The sequence below is a fragment of the Bradyrhizobium sp. Kon69 genome (assembly GCF_055807515.1).
The window spans coordinates 80,240-103,469 of record NZ_JBVVOS010000030.1 but is presented as its reverse complement, the minus strand read 5'-3'; the positions used below and the strand labels follow the sequence as shown (position 1 = coordinate 103,469).

Sequence of the window (23,230 nt, the reverse complement as noted above, 5' to 3'; positions counted from 1 at the left end):
GCCGCCTTGGCGGCGAGCGTCGCATCAATCGAGATAACGGGCGAGCCGGTATACCGCGACAGCAGTGGATTGCGGGCACTCAGCTCGCTGCCGGTACGCGTTACGACGAAATAGCCTCAGGCCGGGCTCTTTGCAGCGCAAGGGCGCCACCACTGGCACGAGTCGCCGACCGGCGCGCCAGATGGCCGTTAGGGTCGGCGCGGGGAAATTGTGCGGCTTTGGCTTAAGATGCGCGCGCTCGCGGGCTTCGCGGCGACCGCCTTGTGCACCTCGAAGCGCGGCTTCACGAGGATGAGGTCGGGGCATTGCCTCTTCGCCGTCCCCGACCGTATGGCCGACCGAATGCCGAACTTGCGGTCTTCGTAGCATGCAGTCGCCACCACGCCGCAGGACGTGTGGCGTGCCGATGGATGCGATGCGTAAGCTTCCCGAAAAAGCAGGCCTGAGGCTTGCGCTCCGCGATTACCTCGACAAAATATGCTCGCCAGCCTGCTCATAGGATCGAAAAAGGCCCGAAGCTCGTTCGAGCTCCGGGCAAGTGGAGGGAGAAGCACCCGATAGGGCACCCTGCCGCCATTCGCTAGGTCCCTAGCTCGCTGGCGGCTGCGAATCACTGATTTGGCGGGAGCGCTGAGCCTATTCGATCAACGCATAGGCCTCGATCTCAACGAGCTGCCACTCGCGCAACATCGAGGTGACTTGAACAAGCGTTGAAGCCGGTCGAATCGCGTCGAAGATCTCAAGGTGAGCTCTTGCGACTTCGTCGGCGTCAGCAATATTGCGGACGTAGACAACAGTTCGGACAACATCACTAAGTTCCGCGCCTGCTGCCCCAAGTGCAAGCGAAATTATCTTGAACGCGCCTATCGCTTGGTCATAAGCGCAACGCGCTTCGAAGCCGGCCGGCGCACATGTGCCGGAGACGTGTATTTGGCCACGCTTCGCAACCGCTCGCGAATACCCAAAGATATTTTCATAAGCTCCGCCAGAGGATATGTTTTGCCTATTTCGTCGCGCTCTCGTATCAACTGTCATCTATACTCCTTCCGTGCAATGTCGTGGTGGCGGTAGTTAGTCGAGTCTGGCGGGCCCTCCCGTTCACAAGACCAGCAGTTTCAAACGCTGCAATCGGTGCTCTGTCTTACAGCCCTGTGGCATCGCGGACACGGTACCATGCTTCGAAACAAGGTACCGCCGGTCTTGCGAATGCGTGCAAAGCATGACTTGGAAACGTCAGCGCATCGAATGCCGACCGGCCTTCCGCCTTCCCGAGCATTTGAAGCGCAATCTTTCGTCCGAAATGGGTAGATCGCGAAACGCCCGTTCCGCAATATCCCATCGCGTAATGGATGCCATCGGGCGTGCGACCCAAGTGCGGGAGCTCATCGAACGTATACCCGATCAAGCCGCTCCAGGCGAACGACACCCTCACATCGCTCAACATCGGAAACGTGCGGAGGACATCGCGAGCCAGATGCGAATACCCGGCAAGAGCGGAATCTCTGGCGAAATGGTTTCCGCGTCCGCCCCAGATTAGCCGGTTCTCCCCCGGTGCTGGACGGAAATAGAAGAAGACGCGATGGGTGTTGCCGTAGACGCGCCTCTTTGGCATCAGCTGATCGAAGAGGTTCGCGGGTATTGTCTCGGTGGTCAGTTGCGCCGAGCGGATCGGGACAATCCGCTTACCAAAGAACGAGCCCACATTCTTGGTGTACCCATTTGTTGCAATGAGAACTTCTCTGGCCTGAGTCTCAAAGCCATCGAAGTGTAACGTATGTACGGTTCGCTGACTTGTGATCTCGCGTACGGCGGCTTGACCGTGAACCACAGCACCAGCCTGGATGACCCGGTCCAAAAGTCCCGCATGATACCTGCCTGGATGCAGGCTCGCATCGTCCGGTAGCAGCGATCCGCCATGGAAAAGATCTGAGCCGATCTCCTTATGCTGCTCAGATCGAGTGATCATACACGAGTCGACGCCGACGTACTGTCTCAAGTCTTCCATGTCGCGAGCCATCCTCTCGTAATGCTCTGGCCGCATCGCGCCTCGGAATCGCCCGCAACGGGCAAATGAGCAGTCGATCTTCTCTCGTTTGACAAGGGCTTCGATGCCGTCGAGCATCTCGATCCCTTCGCGAAGCAACTCGATCGCTTTCCGCTCGCCCTTCATCTGGACGAGGGTCTTCACCCGAAACTTCTGATTGCCGCTGCCGACTTGGCCGCCATTGCGCGTGCTTGCGCCAAAGCCGGGCACTCCAGCGTCAACGACCACGACGTGCCGTCCCGCACGAGCAAGGACCAAGGCGGCAGAAAGTCCGGTGAATCCCGCTCCGATGACAACAACGTCGGCTTTCTTCGGCGGCCTTGGCCAAGGGCCCATCATCGGGGGCGCTGCGTGCCACCAGAAAGGAGTGCCCGGCGTGGACCAGGACTTGGCGCAGCCTTCCGCAAGCTCCCACAGGCGAATGCCTATCTGCTCTTTTTCGGCGTCAGCCATTTCGATGGAGATCGACACGTCGTGTCCTAAGCGTGAGAGCAACTTGCATATAATAAAAATAACTTGCACAAAATGCAATATCAGAATACAACTTCTTCGTCGGGCATGGGCAATGCGCCAGACTTGGTGCAACATGGCGACGAGCCATTCAAAGGAGAAGTCAGAATGCATCTCCCGAACGCGTGGACTGGTGCATTGTCACCCGGATGTTTGGCGATGCCCAGGCAGTTGGACCTTGCCGGCGCGCACGCGTTTCTCAAGCAAGCGGGTGTCCGTTACGTTCTTGCGCAATTCGTCGATCTGCACGGAGTCGCCAAGAGCAAAGCCGTGCCGGTGCAGCATCTCGATGATGTTTTGACGGACGGAGCCGGATTTGCGGGCGGTGGCGCGTGGGGCCTTGGACTTCTTCCCCATGAAGCCGAATACATGGTGATCTGCGAGCTCGATACATTGACGGTGACGCCATGGGCGCCGGGATATGCGCGCATGATGGGCGTCGGCACCGTGAAGGGTGAGCCGCATCCGATCGACACGCGTAATGTTCTCAAGCAGCAAGTCGCCCGACTTGCTGAGCGCGGGTGGACGCTCAATACGGGACTGGAGCCCGAGTTCATTCTGCTGCGGCGGGAGCCGGATGGCAAGCTGTCGCCATTCGACGGGACTGACACGCTCGCCAAGCCCGCCTATGATTATCGCGGCCTCATGCGTGGCCGCAGCTTCCTGGAGCGCGTGACGGAATGCTTACAGGCCGTTGGAATCGACGTCTACCAGATCGATCATGAAGACGCCAACGGGCAGTATGAAATCAACTTCAAATACGCCGACGCCCTAAAGACGGCGGACCAGATCGTCTTCTTCAAGATGGCGGCCTCGGAAATCGCCCACGACCTGGGTGCGATCTGCTCCTTCATGCCCAAACCGCGCGCCAACTCTACGGGTAATGGCATGCATATCCACTGCTCGATCGCCGATGGAGACGGTCGGAATCTCTTTCACGATCAAGCAGACCCGAACGGAATGGGCTTAAGCAGGCTCGCCTACCATTTCCTGGGTGGTGTACTCGCGCATGCAAAGGCATTGACGGCGCTTCTGGCGCCGACCGTGAACTCCTACAAGCGTCTCGTTGTTGGTAGGACTTTGTCCGGTGCGACATGGGCTCCCGCCTTCATTGCCTACGGAGACAACAACCGCACCGCCATGGCACGAGTTCCCTATGGCAGACTTGAGATACGCACCGGCGACAGCAGTATGAATCCCTACCTTGCGACCGCAGCGCTCATAGCCGCGGGCCTCGATGGTGTCGAGCGCAAGCTCGAGCCAGGTGAGCCCAAAAACGTCAACTTCTATGGCCTGTCCCTCGAGGCCATCAAGGAAATGGGCGTGGAGCTGCTTCCTCAGACGCTCACCGAAGCGCTCGATGCGCTCGAAGCCGATCGGCTATTTGCCGGCACGCTCGGGGAGCCGGTGATCAAGGAGTTCGTCTCGCTAAAGAGATCGGAGTGGCTGGAGTACCACCGCCACATCTCCGATTGGGAAATCGACAGGTACCTCAACTTCTTCTGATCCTATCGTGTGCCGGAGATCAAAATGTGTGGAATTGCAGGCCTGTTCATCAAGGGCTCACGACTTCAGCCGCAACTCGGGGAGTTGCTTGCCTCAATGACATCGACCCTCTGTAGCCGGGGCCCGGACTCTGCCGGTTTTGCGCTCTACACGGCAGAAGTGGCAGGCAAGACGAAGCTGACGCTCACTTCTGTGGCGGGAAGGTCGGACTTTGAAGCGTTGGGCGTGATGCTCTCACGGTCGACAGGTGTTCCGGCTTCGTTAGTAAGCCGCTACACCCATGCGGTTTTGACCGTGCCAACCAACCTGGTGCGACTGTGCCGCGATTGGCTCTCGGAGAACACTCAGGATGTTCGGATCTTGAGCGAGGGGGCCAACCTCGAGATCTACAAGGAAGTCGGCTACCCCGACGATGTCTCGCGGTCGTTCGATATTGCATCTTTTGCTGGCACGCACGGCATCGCCCATACGCGGATGGCGACTGAATCCGCTGTATCCACGACAGGCGCTCACCCATTTTCGACGGGGCGGGACCAGTGCCTCGTCCATAACGGGTCGCTCTCCAATCACGCATCACTTCGGCGTGAGCTTCAGCGCGATGGGATCGTGCCTCAGACGGAGAACGATACCGAGGTTGCGGCGGGTTACTTAACCCGTGAGTTGAAGCGGGGCAGAACGCTAGGAGAAGCTCTCAAATCAAGTCTGGACGATCTCGATGGCTTCTTCACCTTTGTGGTCGGGACCAAGAACGGTTTCGGCGTGCTCCGGGACCCGATCGCTTGCAAGCCCGCGGTGATGGCTGAGACGGATGATTACGTCGCGTTTGCATCCGAATATCGGAGCCTCACCGCGCTTCCGGCGATCAAAAACGCGCGGGTGTTCGAGCCCAAACCGGCCACACCTTATTTCTGGGAGCACTAGGTAAATGAAGCAAATCATCGGCGATTGGCCGCATAGCGATCTTGGCCAGCAGCGATCGCTGGGTCGTACGCGGGAGATCGATCTTTTGACAACGCCGCTACGCGATCTCAACGCAATGTTGCAGGCACTCAGCAGCGAAGTGAACACAGACGAGGCGTCTTGGCGGGTCCTAAACCCCGATGGCGCACACGCAATTGCTGTCGGCATCGACGCGCCAGTCGATGTCGAAATCGCCGGCCATGTCGGCTACTATTGTGGTGGCATGACCAAGTGGGCCAGCATCGTCATTGATGGAAATGCCGGCCAGGGCGTCGGTGAAAACATGATGTCCGGTCTGATACATGTGAAGGGTGATGCCAGCCAGTGTGCTGGCGCTACTGCACATGGTGGTCTCCTTTTGATCGATGGCAATGCAAGCGCTCGCTGCGGTATCTCCATGAAGGGGGTGGATATCGTCGTAAAGGGTGACATCGGGCACCTGTCGGGCTTCATGGGGCAGACCGGCCGCCTCGTCGCATTCGGCGATGCCGGCGAAGCCTTGGGCGATTCGATTTATGAAGCTCGGATCTATGTGCGCGGAAAAGTCGAGAGTCGCGGGGCCGATTGCATCGAAAAGGAGCTGGGGGACGAGCATCGCGCCGAGCTGTTCGCGCTCCTCAAGCAGGCCGGTGAGGCTCACAAGATCGACGTGTCGGAATTCCGGCGCTATGGGTCCGCTCGCAAGCTCTATAATTTCAACATCGACAATGCCGGGGCCTATTGATGAGTGCGATCGAGAAGATGTGGGGCTACATTCCACCGCGCCCGTCCGCCACTTTTGACGATCACGCGATCGCCGAAATCCGGCGCGCGGCCGCGACCGGCATCTACGATATTCGCGGCGGTGGCACCAAGCGCAACGTCCCGCATTTTGACGATCTTCTGTTCCTCGGCGCGTCGATGTCGCGCTATCCGCTGGAGGGCTATCGGGAACGCTGCGACACCAGCGTGGTCCTCGGGACCCGCTTTGCCAAGAAGCCCGTCAAACTCGCCATCCCCGTTACCATCGCAGGGATGAGCTTTGGCGCTCTGTCGGCCCAAGCCAAGGAGGCGCTCGGTCGGGGAGCAGGTCTGGCCGGGACATCGACCACCACCGGAGACGGAGGCATGACGCCGGAGGAGCGGGGTCAGTCCAAGACACTAGTCTACCAGTATCTGCCCTCCCGCTATGGAATGAACCCGGACGATCTGCGCAAAGCCGACGCAATCGAGATCGTCGTAGGGCAGGGGGCCAAGCCTGGAGGCGGCGGCATGCTGCTTGGACAGAAAATCTCTGATCGCGTCGCAAGAATGCGGTCTCTGCCTAAGGGGATAGACCAACGGTCTGCTTGCCGGCACCCGGATTGGACGGGGGCTGATGACCTGGAAATCAAGATCTTGGAGCTACGTGAGCTGACTGGGTGGGAAAAGCCGATCTACCTGAAAATCGGTGCAAGCCGCCCCTCTTATGACGTGGCTCTCGCTGTGAAAGCGGGGGCAGACGTCGTGGTGCTCGACGGCATGCAGGGCGGTACGGCAGCAACGCAAGATGTCTTCATCGAGAACGTCGGAATTCCGATCCTTTCGGCGATCCGGGGCGCAGTGCAGTCGCTGCAGGATCTCGGCATGCATCGAAAGGTGCAGTTGATCGTCTCAGGCGGAATTCGAAGCGGCGCCGATGTCGCCAAGGCTCTTGCACTGGGCGCGGATGCGGTCGCAATCGGCACCGCCGCGCTAATCGCGCTCGGCGACAACGATCCCCGGTACGACGACGAATACCGGGCGCTCGGGACGAGGGCAGGCTGTTACGATGACTGGCACGAAGGCAAGGATCCGGCGGGCATCACCACTCAAGATCCGACCCTCTCCTCACGGCTCGATCCGGTGCTCGCGGGGCGCAGGCTGGCGAACTACCTCAAGGTGATCACGCTGGAAGCGCAGACCATCGCGCGGGCGTGCGGCAAGAGCCGCCTGCATAATCTGGAGCCGGAGGATCTTGTTGCTTTGACCATCGAGGCTGCTGCAATGACGCGGCTTCCTTTGGCCGGGACAAATTGGATACCCGGCTCCTAATCAGGACTCAGTTTTCAAGCTGAGCTTGCGGTCTCCCAGACGTCGCGACCGTGAGCGTTCTTGGAAGGTGTTTGCGCAAGCAACAGCCCCTCGGACATGGTTCTAGCCGCGAGCTGAGCTCGCGAAACACAATCCATTTTCGCAAGGATGTGCTCGATGTGAGTCGACACCGTGCGCGGGGAGACAAACAACTGCTCTGCAATCTGCGGATTGGACGCGCCGGTCGCAACCAGATGCAAAACCTGGACCTCTCGGAACGAGAGATCGTAAGGCCAAGGAATTTGCTCCTCCGTCACCAGCACCATATTGCGCTGGCACGGTATGATGGAGACGCGGTGGCAACGGCCGGTATCATCGCTCCACAGGAAGCGCCGTGGCGTCCAAGGCCTCAGCCTGTCCAATAGCAATCGACGCAGGGCACCGTCTTCCCCGAGATGGGGACCGGGGCTGCGCGACAGCAGATCAAAAGCTGCACCGCTCGAAGATATGACCAGCGCGAAAGAGTCCGGCGCCACCCCCTCCGCAATGAGACGTGGCGTTCGGAGCCGGTCACATAGCTCGGCCAGAATGGGACGGAATCGCTGAGTGATCTCTCTGCGCTCATCGGTTGCGGCAACCGCGGCGGTCCAGTTCATATGGAAGGCCCCGACATAGCGTCCATCGGACAGCCGCAGGCACATGGTCGAGCCCTCGTGGAAGCCTGAGGGAATGAGAAATTCGCGAGCGGTCAGAGTATCGGGAAACCAAAGATTCCAGTCCTGCTCGCAGTCTCGCCACCTGAGAGAGCGCGGATCGTCTCGGTGTGCGATTGTGAATGCCGGATTGTTTTTCACGAAATCATCGTTGATGTGCTCGAGCAGCTTGTCGGAATAGCCGTCGCTCGCGAGCGTCTGATGCCGATGGGTCTGAGCTAGCGGATCCCAGGCGGTCAAGGTGAAAGCTGAGCACCGTACCAAGTCGCGAATAAGTCGGGTGGCTTCTATCGTCCTGTCCAAGAGTTGCGCACGTGGATCGGCCGATGCCTCGTCCCACGGAACAATCACCGAACCCTCTAAATGTGCACTCACTGCTTCCTCCTGAGATATTTCCGAAAGGAGCCAGTCGGTAGCGTTCGGTTTATTGCGATTTATTGAGCGGCTGTCCTGCCGCCGTTGGTTCTCGGAGGCTCCAAGGCGCTCGCTTGTTGATAAGTCTATGCCCAATTGGGCCTTTTGGCACCGGAAATTCGAACCTATCAGTCAAACAAGAGAGGCATTGGCCTTTCTAACTGGAGCATCAACTCGTCCCATGTACCGTTGAACAGTTGAAACCAATGCGAGGACCCGCGGAGTGCGTCAGCCGAAATTTCTCCGGGACTTCTCCTGCCGCGCGGCTCGGGAGAGATGTCCGACAAATCCGTCAACCGACGTATTGAAGCATCGCCTTCGACGTTGGAAGCTCCCAGCCTATGGCACGCGGTCTTTTGCGCCTCAGAGGCGGCATTCGAATAGCCGATTCGTTCGCATCGTTCGGATAGGAATGGCCCGCAAACAGCAAGATTCGTTTTTTGTTGCATTTGCATGAAGTAAAAATGACTTGCATGAAATGCAAACAAGGAATAGGTTTTGTCATCGGTAGGCGCAACCGGGGCCATCCGACGATCTCGATCGGCGCAGGAGGAGGACGTTAAAATGACTTCAAAGCTGACCAGGCGGACGGTGACGGCGGGAATCGGTGCCGGCTTGGCCATGCCGTGGATTGTGCGGTCACATGCCTTGGGCGGACAGCCCATTGTGATCGGAATTCCCGCTGCCCAAACCTCGGCCGCTGGCGTCGCCGACCACCTGGATTTCATTCAGGGGACGACCCTTGCGGTTGAAGAAATCAATGCAAACGGCGGCGTGCTCGGCCGCGAGCTCAAGATATTCACGGTCGACATTGATGTGCTCTCGCCAGAGAGCAGCAAGCAGGCGGTTGCTGCCTGCGTTGACGCGAAGGTGGACGCCATCTCCTTCGCATTTACGCTGGTGCCGGTGCCGGCGATGGATGCGTCAGTGAAGTACAAGTGTCCGTGGATCCACGGCAGCGCACAACGCGCAGGGAGCGAGGCCGTCAAGAACAATCCGCAAAAGTATAGCCATGTCTTCCAGACGCCCCCCTCGGAAGTCGACTATGGCTGGACCTATCCGATCTGGCTCGAGCATGAAGAAAAGAGGGGCGTCTGGAAGCCGAAGAACCGAAAGGTTCACATCGTCCAGGAGCAGGTCGCTTACTGCCAAACCATTTCCAAAGCGGCGCAGGAGGCCTTCACGAAGCGCGGCAATTTCGAAGTGGCACGGATCACTGACATTCAGTTTCCGGTCCAGGACTGGGCGCCCGTCATCCGCGAAATGAAAGAAGTGGGCGCTGCTGCAATCATGGTCGACCATTGGGTCGCGGCCGAATATGCAGCCTTCTGCAAGCAGTTCGTGGCCGATCCTGTGCCGGATTCTCTGGTCTACCTCCAGTATGGCCCGTCACAACCTGAGTTTCTGCAGCTAGCAGGCAACTCTGCCAACGGCTTCGTCTGGTCGACGACGATGGGCCTCTATGCAGATGAGTCGGGCCGCGAATTTGCGCGCAAGTACAAGAAGCGGTTCCCGGGGATTATGGGATTTGCCTATCCCAGCATCTCGTATGACCAGACCTACTACCTGAAGAAGGCTTGGGAAGCGGTCGGCGATCCCCGCAAGTTCAAGGAGGTCTGCGACTGGATCCGAGCCAATCCTCAGCGCGGGGTGAGCGGGTTCATGAACATGAACAACGCCTATCAGGAGAGCTTCCATTTCCCCAACAATGGCGGTGACACGCTCCAAGTGTCGGAGATCGATAAAGGCGTGTCTCAGTTGTACTTCCAGGTTCAGAACGTGGAGCACAAGCTGATCTTTCCGAACGAAGTTGCTGAATCGAAGCTTCAAAAAGCGCCGTGGTGGTCCTGATGTTGAAGACCGCGCACGAGAACCGATCGTGGGACAATAAGTCGTCTCAGCCGCTGTTCTCGTGCAGCGGTATTCATCTCGACCTCGGCGGACGGGAGATCCTTCGGGACATCAACATTCATGTAGGGCTCGGAGAGGTGCTTGGCGTCATCGGCCCGAACGGCGCCGGTAAGACCAGCCTCTTCGAGGTGTTGTCCGGCCGTCTGACGCCTAAAAGTGGCAAGGTGACCTTCAAGGGCCAGGATGTCACCGCTCTACCACTGCACAAAAGGGCGAGGCGCGGGATTGGACGAACTTATCAGACACCCGTGATTCCGGAGGAGTTGACGGTCGGCGAAACCTTTAAGGCGGCGCGACAGGCATTTCCGCCATATCTGACAAAATTTGACGCGGAATACGGCGCTGAGCTCGTCGGCTTGAAAGTCGATGAGGATGTTCCGACGGCTCAGCTGGAAACCCTGAACCGCCGAAAACTTCTGCTCGCCTGCCTTTTAATGCGCCGGCCCTCGCTCTTGTTGATGGATGAACCGGCAGCCGGTCTGATCAACTCGGAAGTAGAGGAGATCGATTTCCTTCTTCGCCTGCTCTCGAAGGAAATGAACATCTCTATCATCATCGTTGAACACCGAATTGAGCTTTTGGGAACGATTGCCGATCGCGTCATGGTGATGGATGCAGGCGAGGTGATCTCGGAAGGCTCCATGGCGAAGGTGCTCTCCGACCCAAAGGTCCACGCGGCTTATTTCGAAAACGTTGACGAGGCGACTTGACATGAACGTCATGCAGCAAGATCTCGGCCGAGCCGAACACTCGCAGGTTCGACGGCGTGAGGTGCTCAACGTGTCCGGTCTGTCGGCCGGATATGGCCCGATGAGGGTCATTCACGACCTCGACCTGATTGTCAGCTCTGGAGAGCGCATCGGCATTGTGGGTCTCAACGGTCATGGAAAGTCGACCTTGTTCTACGCGATCGCCGGGCTGACGGGCTGGCAACGGGGGTCGATAAAGCTGAACGGCGTCGAGGTCGGCCGCACGCGGAGCCAAGGCCCGGGACGCTACACGCACCAGATCGTGCGTGCAGGACTTGCCCTCATCCCGCAGGGCGACGAGATCTTTCACGGACTGACCGTTGAAGAACATCTTGACTCGGGGGCGTTCACCCCGCGCTCCTGGCGCGAGCGGAAAGAGCGCAAGGAGCGCATGCTTCAAATATTTCCACCTCTGAAGAAGCTGATGAACGTCCCGGTTGGTCGGTTGTCGGGTGGCGAGCGGCGCATGGTATCCATTGGCCGCGGCCTGATGGGAGAAGCCTCGCTCTTCCTTGTCGATGAGCCTTCACTTGGGCTTGCGCCAAAGATCGGAAAGAACGTGATCGACGCGCTGATGGCGCTCGATCTTGGTGGATCAGCGATGGTGATTGCGGAGCAGAACGTGTCCCTGCTGGAGGGGCGCGTTGATCGAATCATCGGAATGCATGTGGGCAAGCTGAAAGGCGAAGCGTCGGTTGGGCTGATGCTGCAAGACCACGGAAGGGCATGAGCCATGGATGTCTGGTTTGTCGTCAGCAACACGATCGTCTTGGCCTGCATTTATGGCACGCTTGCCATTGGTGTATCCATTACGTGGTCAAGCCTGGGGCTGCTAAATCTCGCATACGGACTCATCTTCGCTTTTGCGGGTTATGGAGCCTGGCTATTTGCCCAACACGTCTCGAGCTGGGGCCCCGCCGTTCTCGCAAGCGGTGTTCTGTCAGGGGCTCTGGGTGGTCTCTTTGTCTGCGCCCTGGCCTTCATTCCCATCCACGACAAGCCGAACTTCACGATCAGGGGACTGATTGCGACGCTGGCCATAAACCTGATCGGGACACAATCCCTTCTCTGGTGGTTTGGTCCGCGCTCCAAGAGCTTGCCGGAGATATTCGGGACCTGGAAGGTCTCTCTGTCCGGAATAACGTTAACGGCCGACAAGATCGGTAATGTCGTCACCTCGATCCTCATGCTTCTACTCGTGCTCAGGTGGATGCGATCGAGCCGACGCGGCCTTGAAATCCGGGCCATGATGATGAATCCCCACGCCGCCTCCATCGTCGGCATCGGCGTGCGACGCACATCGTTCTACGTCATGGCTATCACCGGCGGTTTGGCGGGCCTTGCGGCCGTTCTCTTATCCCAGACCTATTATATTTCGCCGTTCGGTGGTCTTACGCCGATGATCAAGGCGGTGAGCATCGCGCTGTGTGGCGGGCTTGGAAGTGTGCAGGGAGCAATGATTGCAGCGGTCGTGCTCGGCCTGAATGAAGCGCTCACGACAGTCTCCATAGGCGGCCGCTACATTCTGATCACGCAATTCCTGATGATTATCATAATCCTGCTGGTGCGCCCGAGGGGAATCGCGGGAATTTTGGACAGGGCAAGGGAGGCTTAAAGCATGACCCAGGGCAGCCAAGCTCAGAGGACGTGGCGAAACCCATTGTTCGTGTGGGACAGCGAGCAGGAAGCAGAACAGCTTCCGACCGCCTCCTTCGTCAGCCATCAGGAGATCTGGGACACGACGCGCACCGCCAGGACAAAGCTGTTTCCGGTGGGACGGCTGCGATACTACCACAAATGGGCCGGCCACAGCAAAAACCTGTGGCAGCGCCACCGCTACTGGCCGACCCGCCGCCGGGTGCTGCGCGTTCGCGGAGAGTATAACGAGAAGAGCCTTCGGCGAGAGAAGACGATCGTCGACAAGCGTCCCATCTGGTGGGTGATGGGACTGATCGCACTTGCGCTAATTCCCCTGGTCACACCGGCCAGTCTCGAAAACACGCTGCTCACGGCGGGCGTCACTTTCGGGATCTACGCTGCCATTAATCTATGCTGGATGCTGGTCATCGGGACCGCGAGCATCTTCTCGCTGGCAACCTATGCCATTGTTGGCACGGCAGCTTTCGTAACAGCATATACGTCAACCACGCTTGGGCTGCCGTGGTGGGCGATGCCGCCACTCGGCGCGATGGTGGGATTGATCTTCGGAGGCATCATTGCGCTGCCCGCGACCAGGCTTGACGGGTTCTACTATGCTCTGCTGACGCTTGGTCTCAATGAGCTCTGCCGCGTCTACTTCGTCACGTCCAAGCAATTCGGGTCAGCGACGGGCGGCCTCTATGGTGCCACCACCTACATACCCCAGGACTGGTCCTCGTCCGGACAGCTGCAGCTGGCCTATTATGCGTGCTTTGCGCTGATGTTGCTTGCGCTGCTCCTTTATCGCTTCATCAACGGACGGCGACTAGGGCGCATCTTGCGAATGGCGCCTGAGAAGCGGGAAGCTTTTGCCGAGGCTACCGGTGTTAACTACCGTCAGGCGCGCGTCCGGGTGTTTCTGGTCTCGTCGGTTGCGCTGGGCTTCATCGGCGGCTTCTATTCCACAACCTACGGCGGTGTGGCGTTCTCAATTTTCAGTTTTGATACAGTTTTGCTTGGACTTGCCATGCTCGTGATCGGCGGCATCGGGCGGTCTGAAGGCGCGGTGGTCGGCACACTGATCGTGGTCTTTTTCGATAAAGTCCTGATCACGCTCGGGCCGATGCGCCTGATCATCATCGGGCTGATTATGCTGTTCGTTGTGCTCTATCTTCGCAACGGTCTGTTCGGCATCAAGCAGCAGTTCCGTACCTGGAGAGACAAGAAGAAGAGTGAACGCCGCTCCACCCGCGCGGAAAAGGGCGGCGAGTTACTGCCTGAGGAAGCGACCGAAGCCGGCAGCGTGGATGACGTCTATCGTCGCCGCTATGACAAGATGCAGCGCGAATTCCTGAAGAAGCTCGTGACGCCTGAAGTCATTGATGAGCATCGACGCGCGCCACAGGGCCAACACAGCGCCGCGCTGGAACGGCTTCTGATTTACTTCCGGAACCAGCCGCAACCGGACAAATACGCGATCACCACGCTCCAATCGATCAAGGGCTACCGCATCGTCGCGCTCTCAGGTCACCGGGGTGTCGCTCCTCGCGTGGTCGAGGACAAGATCTACGGGTCGCCCGTCGAAGCCTATCACGGTGTGTTTCTACGCCGGGTCCAAGATCTTCTCGAATCCTAAGCCGCGAGTCGAGACGCGGAGCATAGATGTGAGTGGAGAGTCACTAGATGGCACAAGTTAAGCTCTTTGGCTATTCGGACAAGATTTCGGTGAAGCCGGGAGACGTCATCCAGTTTTATGTCAATGCCGACGGGACAGACGCTGCCGAAGCGCACTTGGTCCGCCTGATCCATGGCGATCAGCATCCCGCGGGCCCAGGATTCGTCGAAGAGGAGATTGACTGTTCTGTCAATGGAGCCTGGCGCGTCGAAAAGCAGTACACGCAAGTGGGCTCGTTTCTCGAAGTGGCCGACCGCGAGCGCCGGCTGGCTCTAGAGGGGAGCCTCACTGTCTTTGCGTTTATCCATCCCTTGTGGCCGCAGGTTGGCCTGAGACAGTGCCTTGTCGGCCGGTGGGACAACGACAAGAACTGTGGCTTTGGCCTCGGCATCAAGCAGAACGGGCTGTTGGAGTTCTGGGTAGGCCAGGGCGAGGAGGTCGATTACCTCGAAGCCGAGGTGCCGCTCCAAGCCAACATGTGGTACTTCGTCGCTGCGAGCCTCGATGCAAAGACCGGTCGCGCCACGCTTTATCAAGAGGGCGTGGTCAACCGCTATAATAGCGTGCTCGGCAAGGTCGCTCCACTTGACCTCAGCTCGCATGTCTCTGAAGTCTTCCGCTTCCGGCCCAAGCATTTGGCCGATACGCCATTCTTGATGGCGGGATCGCGGGATTGGCACGAGAAGCGGGGGCACTTCGTCTCGCAACTCTATTGCGGCAAAATCGACCGGCCTGGATTGTTTAATCGCGTGCTGGGTCGTGATGAGCTCGACCTCATCCGAAGCGGGTACATTCCGCCATCCGAAGGCATGGTGGCTTATTGGGACACGACCCACGGATATACCGATCGGGGCATTGGCGATCTCGTGACCGACGTCGGTGCGTTCAAGCTGCACGCCAAGGGCTACAATCGGCCAGTTCGTGCACAGACCGGGTGGAACTGGAGCGGACGGAACGACTGCTTCCGACTGGCACCGAATGAATACGGCGGCGTCGAATTCCACTCCGACGCGCTCATTGATTGCAATTGGAAGGCCACGAAGGCACTCAAGCTCCCGGAGGAGCTACGGAGTGGCGCCTACGCCATGCGCTTGCGCGCGGGTCCGGGTACCGGCTTGGGTGAGGAATACATCCCCTTCTTTGTTCGCCCGAAGGTGCCGACTGGCCGGATCGCCTTCCTGGTGCCAACAGCAAGTTATTTGGCCTACGCCAACGAGCATCTGAGCTTCGATGCACCGATCGTGCAGGGCATGACGGGCATGACCCCGATCCTGACCGAGATCGATATCGAAATGTACAAGAACCCGGAGTTCGGGCACGGCTGTTACGATTCATGGGCGGACGGCCAGGGTGTCTGCTACAGCTCTTATCGTCGACCAGTGGTCAACATGCGGCCCAAATACCGCATCTCAAGCATGGATATCACCTGGCAGTACCCTGCCGATCTATCAGTGATCGCCTGGCTTGAACACCACAACTACGATTATGACGTACTCACCGACGAAGATCTCGATCTGGAAGGGGTTGCGGCGCTCAAACCGTATCGCTGCGTCATCAGCGGGACGCATCCTGAATACTATTCCGAGCGGATGATGGATGCGACCGAGGACTACATTGAGGGAGGCGGACGATATATTTATCTTGGGGCGAACGGATACTACTGCAACGTTGCCATCCGCCAAGATGAGCCGTGGGTGCTCGAGTGCCGCAAGTTCGGAGACACCTGGAAGGCTTGGGAGGCGCGTCCTGGCGAGCACTACATGGCGACCACCGGGCAAAAAGGCGGTCCCTGGAAATGCCTCGGCAGGCCGCCACAGAAGATCATGGGCGTTGGCTTTGTATCGGAGGGGTTTGGCAGGAGCGAGCCGTTTTTCCGGATGCCGGACAGTTATGATCCGACACTGTCCTGGATCACTAAGGGGGTCGAGGGTGAGATCATTGGAGATTTCGGCCTTGCTTATAATGGAGCCGCCGGCGTCGAACTGGATCGTTACGACCTGACACTCGGAACGCCACCGAACGCGAAAGTGATCGCTTCATCCGGTGGCCATACCGACAACTACATTACGCATGTGCAGGTTCAATTGCATCAACATCCCGGGATCACCGGCAGCTACGATTACCGCGTGCGTGGGGACATCACCTACTTCGCCACTCCCAACCATGGCGCGGTCTTATCTTGCAGTTCGATTGCTTTTGGCCAGGCGCTGCCGGTAAATGGATTCGAGAACAATGTTTCTCGACTCCTGGCCAATGTCGTCGACGCCTTCGTCAAACCTGGGCCGCTGCCCGATGCAGCGCCGGCTGAAGCCGTGCCAAAGCCCGAGACTGTCGCTTCGTAAGTTGCGCGATACTGAAGGAGACCGATGATGCAGAATACGGCGCAAGTTGAGGACAGGGACGAAATCTTCAGGCGTATGTTCGAGACAAGGCAGCGGGATTTCCTGCGAACGCTCGTCACACCAGAGGTGATCGAGGAGCATCATCTCTCTCCCTTGGGACAGCACACCGAGCCTCTGGATCGGTTGCTCATCTATTTCAACCGCCGACCGCTGGCTGACAGGTACGCTATCGTGACTGTCCGGCCATTCGAGGCGTACCGGGTGGTGGTCCTTTCAGGAGTTCGAGGCGTGCCGCCGAAGGGACTGGATGAGAAAATCTACACGTCTCACACGGAAGCACTGCACGCAGTCTTCCTCCGGAACGTGCACGACTTGCTCGAGTCCTGAAATGGGCTTTCGCGTTCAGTCGATGCTCTGCCGCCGGACGGAAGCCGGAAAAAATTGGAGTTTGTAATGACAAGACCTAAGCTCTTCGGCTATTCGGACAAGCTGTCAGTCAAGCCGGGCGACGTTGTCCAGTTTTACGTCAACGGGGAAGGCACAGACCGAGCCGAAGCAAAGTTGGTGCGGCTGATCCATGGCGATCAACATCCTTCCGGGCCCGGGTTCGTGGAGGAAGAGATCGACTGCAGCACTGGCACGTGGCGGGTCGAAACGCAGCACACTCAGCTCGGCTCATTCCTCGAAGTGGCGGACGATTCGCATCGCTTGGCTGTGGAGGGTAGTCTGACGGCTTTTGCCTTCATTTGCCCGACGCGGCCACAGCTTGGGCGCCGCCAAGCTCTCATTGCGCGTTGGGACAACGAGGAAGGTTGCGGATTTTACCTCGGCATCTCCCCAAATGGCCGGCTTGAGTTCACGTTGGGACAAGGTGCCGAGGTTGATCGCCTCGAGGCCGACGTCCCTCTGCAGGCCAACTCGTGGTACTTCGTTGCAGCGGCTTTCGATGCCAACACGGGTCGGGCGAGCTTATTTCAGGAGGGCGTACTCAACCGGTATAATAGCCTCTTGAGTAGAGTGGCGCTCGTCGAGCACAGCGCCCATTCGTCTGCAATTCTTCTATCGCGACAGAAGAATCTCCCCGTGACTCCATTTCTGATCGGCGGCGCGCGTGATTGCCGGGAGGGCCGCGGCCAGTTCGTCTCGCAACTCTATTGTGGCAAGATCGATCGGCCGGGCCTGTTCGATCGCGCACTATCACGCGAGGACCTTGATCAGCTCAGATTTGGCCAAAAGCCGTCACCGCAAGGGCTGGTGGGTTATTGGGATACGGCGGCAGGTTACACCGAGGCAGGGATCGGTGATGTGGTCACCGACACCGGGCCCTTCCGCTTGCATGCCGTAGGACGAAATCGGCCAGTGCGGGGTCAGACGGGATGGAATTGGAGTGGCCGCAATGATTGCTTCCGCTTGGCGCCACAGGAATATGGCGGCATCGAATTCCACGCTGATGCCCTGACGGACTGCAATTGGAAAGTGACGAAGGCAGTCAGGCTGCCAGAGACTTTGAGAAGCGGTGCCTACGCCATCCGCCTGCGCGCAGGTGAGGAGGCCGAAATCGGTGAAGAATATATCCCGTTCTTCGTCCGTCCCAAGAAGCCGACCAGCCGGATAGCATTCCTGTTTCCGACGGCGAGCTATATTGCTTACGCGAATGAACGACAGAGCTTCGAGTCGCCGATCACTCAGCCGGTCACCGGCATGCCGGCCGTCTTGTCTGAGATCGACATTGAACTCGGCAAGCGCGACGATTTAAGCCTTTCGGCCTGCGATCACTGGGCTGACGGGCAGGGCGTCTGCTACAGCTCCTACCACCGTCCGATCGTCAACATGCGGCCGAAATACCGGTCGTCCAGCACCAATCTTGCCTGGCAGTTCCCGGCTGACCTCTCGGTCATAGCCTGGCTTGAGCACCAAGGCTATGACTACGATGTCCTGACCGACGAGGACCTTGAGCGCGAAGGTGTATCATCGTTGGAGCCGTACACCTGCATCATCAGTGGCACTCATCCGGAGTACTATTCCGAACGGATGCTCGATGCAACTGAAGACTACATCGCTGCTGGGGGACGATACATCTACCTCGGCGGCAATGGTTTCCATTGGAGCGTGGCGTTCCGCCCGGACGAGCCATGGGTGATGGAGTGCCGCAAATTTGGCCCGGCGTGGAAGACCTGGGATGCGCGTCCCGGCGAATACTACATGGCCACCAATGGTCAGAAGGGCGGCGCTTGGCGTGCTCAGGGGCGACCGGCGCAAAAGGTCGTGGGCGTTGGCTTCATCTCGGAAGGCTACGGAAAGAGCCAATTCTACCGAAAGATGCCCGATAGCTACCACCGCACTGTCTCTTGGCTGACGAAGGGGATCGAAGGGGAGATCATCGGAGATTTCGGTCTGGCCTATGGTGGCGCTGCAGGCGTGGCCCTTGATCGCTGCGATCCAAGCCTTGGGACGCCACCCCACGTAAAGCTCATCGCCTCCTCCGGCGGTCACACGGACAGTTATCTCGTCAACCCGGAGGTCATCCACTATGCATTCGAAGGATTATCGGGGTCTTACGACTACCGGGTTCGCGCCGATATGGCCTTCTTCATGGCCCCAAACCACGGCGCAGTGTTCTCGGCGGGCTCTGTTGCGTTTGGGCAGGCGCTCCCGGTCAACAATTTCGAGAACAACGTGTCCAGGCTTCTTGCTAATGCCGTCGACGCGTTCGTAAAGCCTGGAGCCCTACCTGGATCGTGGTGGATCAGCGAAGAGAAGCAGTGGCGATAAGGACTATTGCTAGATCCAAAAACGCTTTAGACGTCATATCCTGCAAAGGCTGCGGGAGGCGTCGAATTGAGCAAAGCCAAACAAGCGAATCAAAAGCGCCAGCGCAACGGCAAGAAGGAGCGCGCGCCTGAGCAGGTTGCTCCTCCCACCGAAACGGCCGTGGCAAAGCCGCCGATCGACGAGAGAATGGGGGCTGCCATGAAGCGTGCTCGGCTCGACCGCGGCCTTACGCTTAGCGATCTTGCGTCGGCAGCAAGCATCTCGGTCCCGATGCTCAGCCGGTTCGAAAATGGCCAGTCCACTGCCAGCCTCGAGCACCTTGAGCGGATCTGTGCGTCTCTGGGAACGGACCTGTCGACGTTGTTTAGAGAGGTGGAGCAAACGAGGGGCGAGGCCCAGCTGATCAAGGCCGCCGACCAGATGGAGGTTGTTCGCTCAGGCACCAAGCACGGGCATACCTACCGGCTCCTGTCCTATCACAAGGGGCCGCGCAAAATCTTCGAGCCTTTTCTTATCAACATGGACAAGCAGAGCGAGAGCTATCCCCGTTTTCAGCATCCTGGAACAGAATTCATCTACATGCTGAGCGGCCGGATGCAGTACCGGTTTGGCGACAGAACGTTTCTCGTGGAGCCAGGTGACGCGTTCACATTCTCCGGCGGCGTCCTTCATGGTCCGGAAAAGCTGCTTGACGATCGGATCGAGTTCATCACGATCATCATCTATGCGGAATAGGCGTTGATCGTCGGATCGACTTCGATGGATCGAGATACTTCATCGTGGAGTGAAGCCTGCTGAGAACGACCAACAACCTAAGGAAAGTTGATTGCTCCTTGCCATCCATCATAGATGGGTATGGCTTGGTGCGCTGAAGCATGCCTCTCCGAAGTGAGCACCGCGGGGCAACAAAGTTGTTCGCGAATAGCGGTCCCATCGCGGCTCCCGGCAAAATCGGTCGACTGACGTATTGAAACAAGGCCCTGCCGGACCGAAGCTGGGCAATGGCAGCACTTGATTTCGAGCTTTTCAGGAACGGCAGTCGGCGAGGACAGATCTGCAACAGCCCGCATCAATCGCTGTCGAGGTACAGCAAAAGGATACGTGACGAGCAGCTACGAGAAAGAGGAGGAGCAAACAATGCCCCAATACTCGGAGACTCTTCGAAATGGCGGAGGGGCGCGTTGCGCTCTGTGTGGTGGCAAGTTCGGTCTCATCCGCCACTACTCGTGGCGAACTCCTCTTTGTTCGAGAAAGTGCGTCGGTCTCTTCAGGGCGCGCCGCGAAGGCGACAGCAATTGGATCGGCCGGATTCAAATCGTCATCCCGCGGCTCTCAGAAATCGGGCCGCAAGCTTTGTGATGCTTTCGTCGCGGAGCGTGGCAGGTCGTGTTGCACTAAACGCAATTTGCTTGCATTTAACGCAAAGAGCCTCTAGTAAGCAGATCCGGCGCACGTGCCGCGGATCCGCGCGGCCAAAGAGCATTCATGTCAAAAGGGGGGACAATCATGAGCACGTCCGACGAGCTCTGCTATCTGACGGCAACGGACGCGCTCAGGGCGTTTAGACAAAAGAAGCTCTCGCCCGTTGAACTGATGACAGCTGTGATCGCCCGCACAGAGGAAGTAAACCCAAAGCTCAATGCGGTGACGTACAAATTCTACGACAGGGCCTTGGACGCGGCAAAACGGGCCGAAGCGAAGTATTCCAAGTCCGATGACAAAGAGATCGGCCTATTGGAAGGTATTCCGGTCGCGATCAAGGATTTTCATCCCATCGAGGGAGAAATCACGACCTTTGGATCCCGGCTACACAAGGACTTCCGGCCCACAAGTACGGCCCCGACAGTCGAGCGGCTCTTCAGCGCAGGAGCGCTGATGCACATCCGTACCACCACGCCGGAGCACGCGCACTCTTCTGTCACGAAGAGCCCGCTTTGGGGTATCACCCGCAACCCTTGGAATCCGGAATATACGCCAGGCGGATCCTCTGGCGGCGCCGGTGCCGCTGTTGCGACCGGTATGACGACGATTGCGGATGGGACAGATGGAGGAGGATCGATTCGCATCCCTGCTTCGGCGTGCGGCATTGTTGGTTACAAGCCGCCATTTGGCCGCAATCCTCTCGACCGCGAACATCCCTACGAAGGCCTGATCCACTACGGGCCGCTCACGCGCAGCGTCGCGGATGCCGCTCTCATGCAGAACGTCATGTCCGGGCCGCACAACGCGGACGCGTGTTCACTGCGGGAAAAGCTGATCCTTCCGGCGACCTATCCCAGCATCAAGGGATGGAAGATCGCATTTTCGATGGACCTGGGGTATTTCGAGGTCGACCACGAGGTCCAGAAAAACACGCTTGCAGCCGTCGAGGTGTTCAAGGAACTTGGATGTGAGGTGGAGCAGGTCGATACGGGCTGGAATTGGAGCGTTCTTGATGCCTGGATGACGCATTGGGAAGGCTTATTCGCAGGCGTCGCCGAAGCCGACCTGAATCGCTGGTATGAAATGGATCCGTTCTGTGCGGGCATTCTCAAGCGCGGACAGCAGATTAGTGCGGCCAAGTTCTGGAGGGCCAATCTGGTACGCGGCAAAATGTACGAATTTCTGGGACCGACCCTCGATAAGTACAACGTGCTGATCTCTCCAACTCTGGCAGTGCCGGCTCCGCCCGCGACCCAGGACAATGCCGATCCAAACTTCACGATTAACGGTAAGCCAATCTATGCCTATCTGGGTTGGCAGATGACATATCCGTTCAATTTGGTTTCGCAACATCCGGCGATCAGCGTGCCAAGCGGATTTGCCTCGACCGGAGTGCCAACCGGCCTTCAGATTATCGCCAAGACATACGACGATCTCTCGGTTTTCCAAGCGGCGGCAGCTTACGAAGATGCAAATCCCTGGAGAGCAAGGCGGCCGACTATCTAAGGGCCACCAAGGTCCAGATTTCGGTGCGGTTTAATCAATCAGCGGGTCCGAGCTTCGAGCCCTGGTGCGCCATGCGAGAACATCACCTTTGGTCTCAGGATGTGTGCCATTCCGATGGATGCGAAGCATAAGCGGGCCGAGAAAGCACGGATGATTCGAGACGCAAAATGTTTGGCTCGACGCCGAAACGATCGCGAACGGCCGTCGTGCGCGCATGATCCCAAACATATGAACGGCTTGCAAGAATGACAGTTGTCGCCGTCGACGCGCGGGCTTTTACAATGATCTATTGAGTCGTCTCCTCACCCGTTCGCGCTACTTCGTCGAGCGCATCGATCACAAGCACGCTCTTCGGAGCGGGACCTTCGTGAACAAACTGACTCGCTGGCTGACGTGGAACCTCATAGCTCTCGCTTAGAAAGTCCAGCAACTCCGACTTTCCAGCGCCAGGCTCGGCAAGAACGACAAAGAATGTAAAATTGCAGCATGGAGACGCTTTATAAGAAAAAGAAAAGTAGCCAGCTAGCGCGCAACGCGCGATTCGCTCAACAGCCTGATCAAGGAGTTCTCGGCCTTCGAAGCCTGAATTCATGAAAGAGCACGAGCAGAAGAGGATCAGGAGAAAGAACTGTAGACGGCCGCCGCCGGGTGACCCTCTCCTTGCATCGCAGCGTAGCTCAATGGATAGAGAACTGCTTTCGATCTGGGGTGATCTTAGCAACACTACCTAGAGGCCGGAGCGTGCGAGTTCAAGTCCCTTGCGCACTCCATGGGACGATGATGGCGTCAGCAATGCTTCGAGTAATCCCAAGAGACGTTGTCCCTCGTCGCCTGCGCCGCGCGATCTTGTCAGCGACCATGCCCTCCGCCCGCACCAGCCGCTCATGCAGGATCTCAAACATATCGAGGATGTCATCATTGGGTTCATTCTTGCCCTGCTCGCTGGCTTCGGCGAGAGCTCATCGAGGGACGCCTCCGTCATTGGCCTATTGAGTGGGATGGTGCGAACAACCAACGACTTCGCTTTGTTTGCTTCT

At 58.3% G+C, this 23,230-nt stretch carries 17 protein-coding genes and 1 pseudogene; 14 read left to right on the top strand and 4 right to left on the bottom strand.

The window, feature by feature from the left end:
- Positions 1-251: 251 nt before the first annotated feature.
- From AC0L3U_RS31785 to AC0L3U_RS31775, 3 genes and pseudogenes are all read right to left on the bottom strand, one after another.
- Positions 252-413 (bottom strand): annotated as a pseudogene (locus AC0L3U_RS31785) (Y-family DNA polymerase); the annotation flags it as partial.
- Positions 414-636: 223 nt separating this feature from the next.
- Positions 637-1,035: a Rid family hydrolase gene (locus AC0L3U_RS31780; protein ID WP_259219230.1), complete on the bottom strand. Its 399-nt coding sequence runs from the start codon at positions 1,033-1,035 to the stop codon at positions 637-639.
- A gap of 106 nt (positions 1,036-1,141) precedes the next feature.
- The gene (locus AC0L3U_RS31775) at positions 1,142-2,668 is read right to left on the bottom strand and encodes an NAD(P)/FAD-dependent oxidoreductase (RefSeq protein WP_259219231.1); all 1,527 of its coding nucleotides are present in this window, start codon (positions 2,666-2,668) and stop codon (positions 1,142-1,144) included.
- A 45-nt stretch (positions 2,669-2,713) separates the two neighbouring features.
- On the opposite strand from AC0L3U_RS31775, the gene glnT reads away from it, so the two are divergent.
- The 4 genes from glnT to AC0L3U_RS31755 all read left to right on the top strand — a co-directional run bounded on the left by glnT (position 2,714) and on the right by AC0L3U_RS31755 (position 7,072).
- Positions 2,714-4,060 (top strand): type III glutamate--ammonia ligase, encoded by a 1,347-nt coding sequence (glnT, locus tag AC0L3U_RS31770; protein WP_259219232.1) that lies wholly within the window; start codon positions 2,714-2,716, stop codon positions 4,058-4,060.
- Between the two features lie 24 nt (positions 4,061-4,084).
- Positions 4,085-4,981: a class II glutamine amidotransferase gene (locus AC0L3U_RS31765; protein WP_259219233.1), complete on the top strand. Its 897-nt coding sequence runs from the start codon at positions 4,085-4,087 to the stop codon at positions 4,979-4,981.
- Between the two features lie 115 nt (positions 4,982-5,096).
- A complete protein-coding gene (locus tag AC0L3U_RS31760; protein WP_259219371.1) occupies positions 5,097-5,744 on the top strand; it encodes a GltB/FmdC/FwdC-like GXGXG domain-containing protein in 648 nt (215 codons plus the stop codon).
- Positions 5,744-7,072 carry an FMN-binding glutamate synthase family protein gene (locus AC0L3U_RS31755; protein WP_259219234.1) on the top strand — a complete coding sequence of 443 codons (1,329 nt, stop codon included), beginning with the start codon at positions 5,744-5,746 and terminating at the stop codon, positions 7,070-7,072. The genes AC0L3U_RS31760 and AC0L3U_RS31755 overlap by 1 nt, the downstream gene beginning before the upstream one ends.
- A gap of 14 nt (positions 7,073-7,086) precedes the next feature.
- On the opposite strand, the gene AC0L3U_RS31750 is transcribed toward AC0L3U_RS31755, so the two are convergent.
- Entirely contained in the window at positions 7,087-8,139 is a 1,053-nt protein-coding gene (locus tag AC0L3U_RS31750) for a helix-turn-helix transcriptional regulator (protein ID WP_259219235.1), read from the bottom strand.
- Positions 8,140-8,742: 603 nt separating this feature from the next.
- Here AC0L3U_RS31750 and AC0L3U_RS31745 point away from each other — a divergent pair.
- The 10 genes from AC0L3U_RS31745 (at position 8,743) to AC0L3U_RS31700 (ending at position 22,193) form a co-directional block, all read left to right on the top strand.
- Positions 8,743-10,029, top strand: a complete 1,287-nt coding sequence (locus AC0L3U_RS31745) for an ABC transporter substrate-binding protein (RefSeq protein ID WP_259219236.1) — start codon at positions 8,743-8,745, stop codon at positions 10,027-10,029.
- Complete coding sequence (locus AC0L3U_RS31740) at positions 10,029-10,799, top strand: ABC transporter ATP-binding protein (protein ID WP_259219237.1); 771 nt, start codon at positions 10,029-10,031, stop codon at positions 10,797-10,799. Before AC0L3U_RS31745 ends, AC0L3U_RS31740 begins: the two co-directional genes overlap by 1 nt.
- A 1-nt stretch (position 10,800) precedes the next feature.
- Positions 10,801-11,568, top strand: a complete 768-nt coding sequence (locus tag AC0L3U_RS31735; RefSeq protein ID WP_259219238.1) for an ABC transporter ATP-binding protein — start codon at positions 10,801-10,803, stop codon at positions 11,566-11,568.
- 3 nt (positions 11,569-11,571) lie between these two features.
- Positions 11,572-12,453: a branched-chain amino acid ABC transporter permease gene (locus tag AC0L3U_RS31730; protein WP_259219239.1), complete on the top strand. Its 882-nt coding sequence runs from the start codon at positions 11,572-11,574 to the stop codon at positions 12,451-12,453.
- Between the two features lie 3 nt (positions 12,454-12,456).
- Entirely contained in the window at positions 12,457-14,112 is a 1,656-nt protein-coding gene (locus tag AC0L3U_RS31725) for a branched-chain amino acid ABC transporter permease (RefSeq protein ID WP_259219240.1), read from the top strand.
- A gap of 47 nt (positions 14,113-14,159) precedes the next feature.
- Positions 14,160-16,493, top strand: coding sequence for a LamG domain-containing protein (locus AC0L3U_RS31720; RefSeq protein WP_259219241.1), 2,334 nt, complete (start codon positions 14,160-14,162; stop codon positions 16,491-16,493).
- Positions 16,494-16,517: 24 nt separating this feature from the next.
- Positions 16,518-16,880 carry a N,N-dimethylformamidase alpha subunit family protein gene (locus AC0L3U_RS31715; protein ID WP_259219242.1) on the top strand — a complete coding sequence of 121 codons (363 nt, stop codon included), beginning with the start codon at positions 16,518-16,520 and terminating at the stop codon, positions 16,878-16,880.
- A gap of 66 nt (positions 16,881-16,946) precedes the next feature.
- Positions 16,947-19,265, top strand: a complete 2,319-nt coding sequence (locus AC0L3U_RS31710; protein ID WP_259219243.1) for a LamG domain-containing protein — start codon at positions 16,947-16,949, stop codon at positions 19,263-19,265.
- A gap of 66 nt (positions 19,266-19,331) precedes the next feature.
- Positions 19,332-20,000, top strand: coding sequence for a helix-turn-helix domain-containing protein (locus AC0L3U_RS31705; RefSeq protein WP_259219244.1), 669 nt, complete (start codon positions 19,332-19,334; stop codon positions 19,998-20,000).
- Between the two features lie 771 nt (positions 20,001-20,771).
- A complete protein-coding gene (locus AC0L3U_RS31700; RefSeq protein WP_259219245.1) occupies positions 20,772-22,193 on the top strand; it encodes an amidase in 1,422 nt (473 codons plus the stop codon).
- Positions 22,194-23,230: the final 1,037 nt, after the last annotated feature.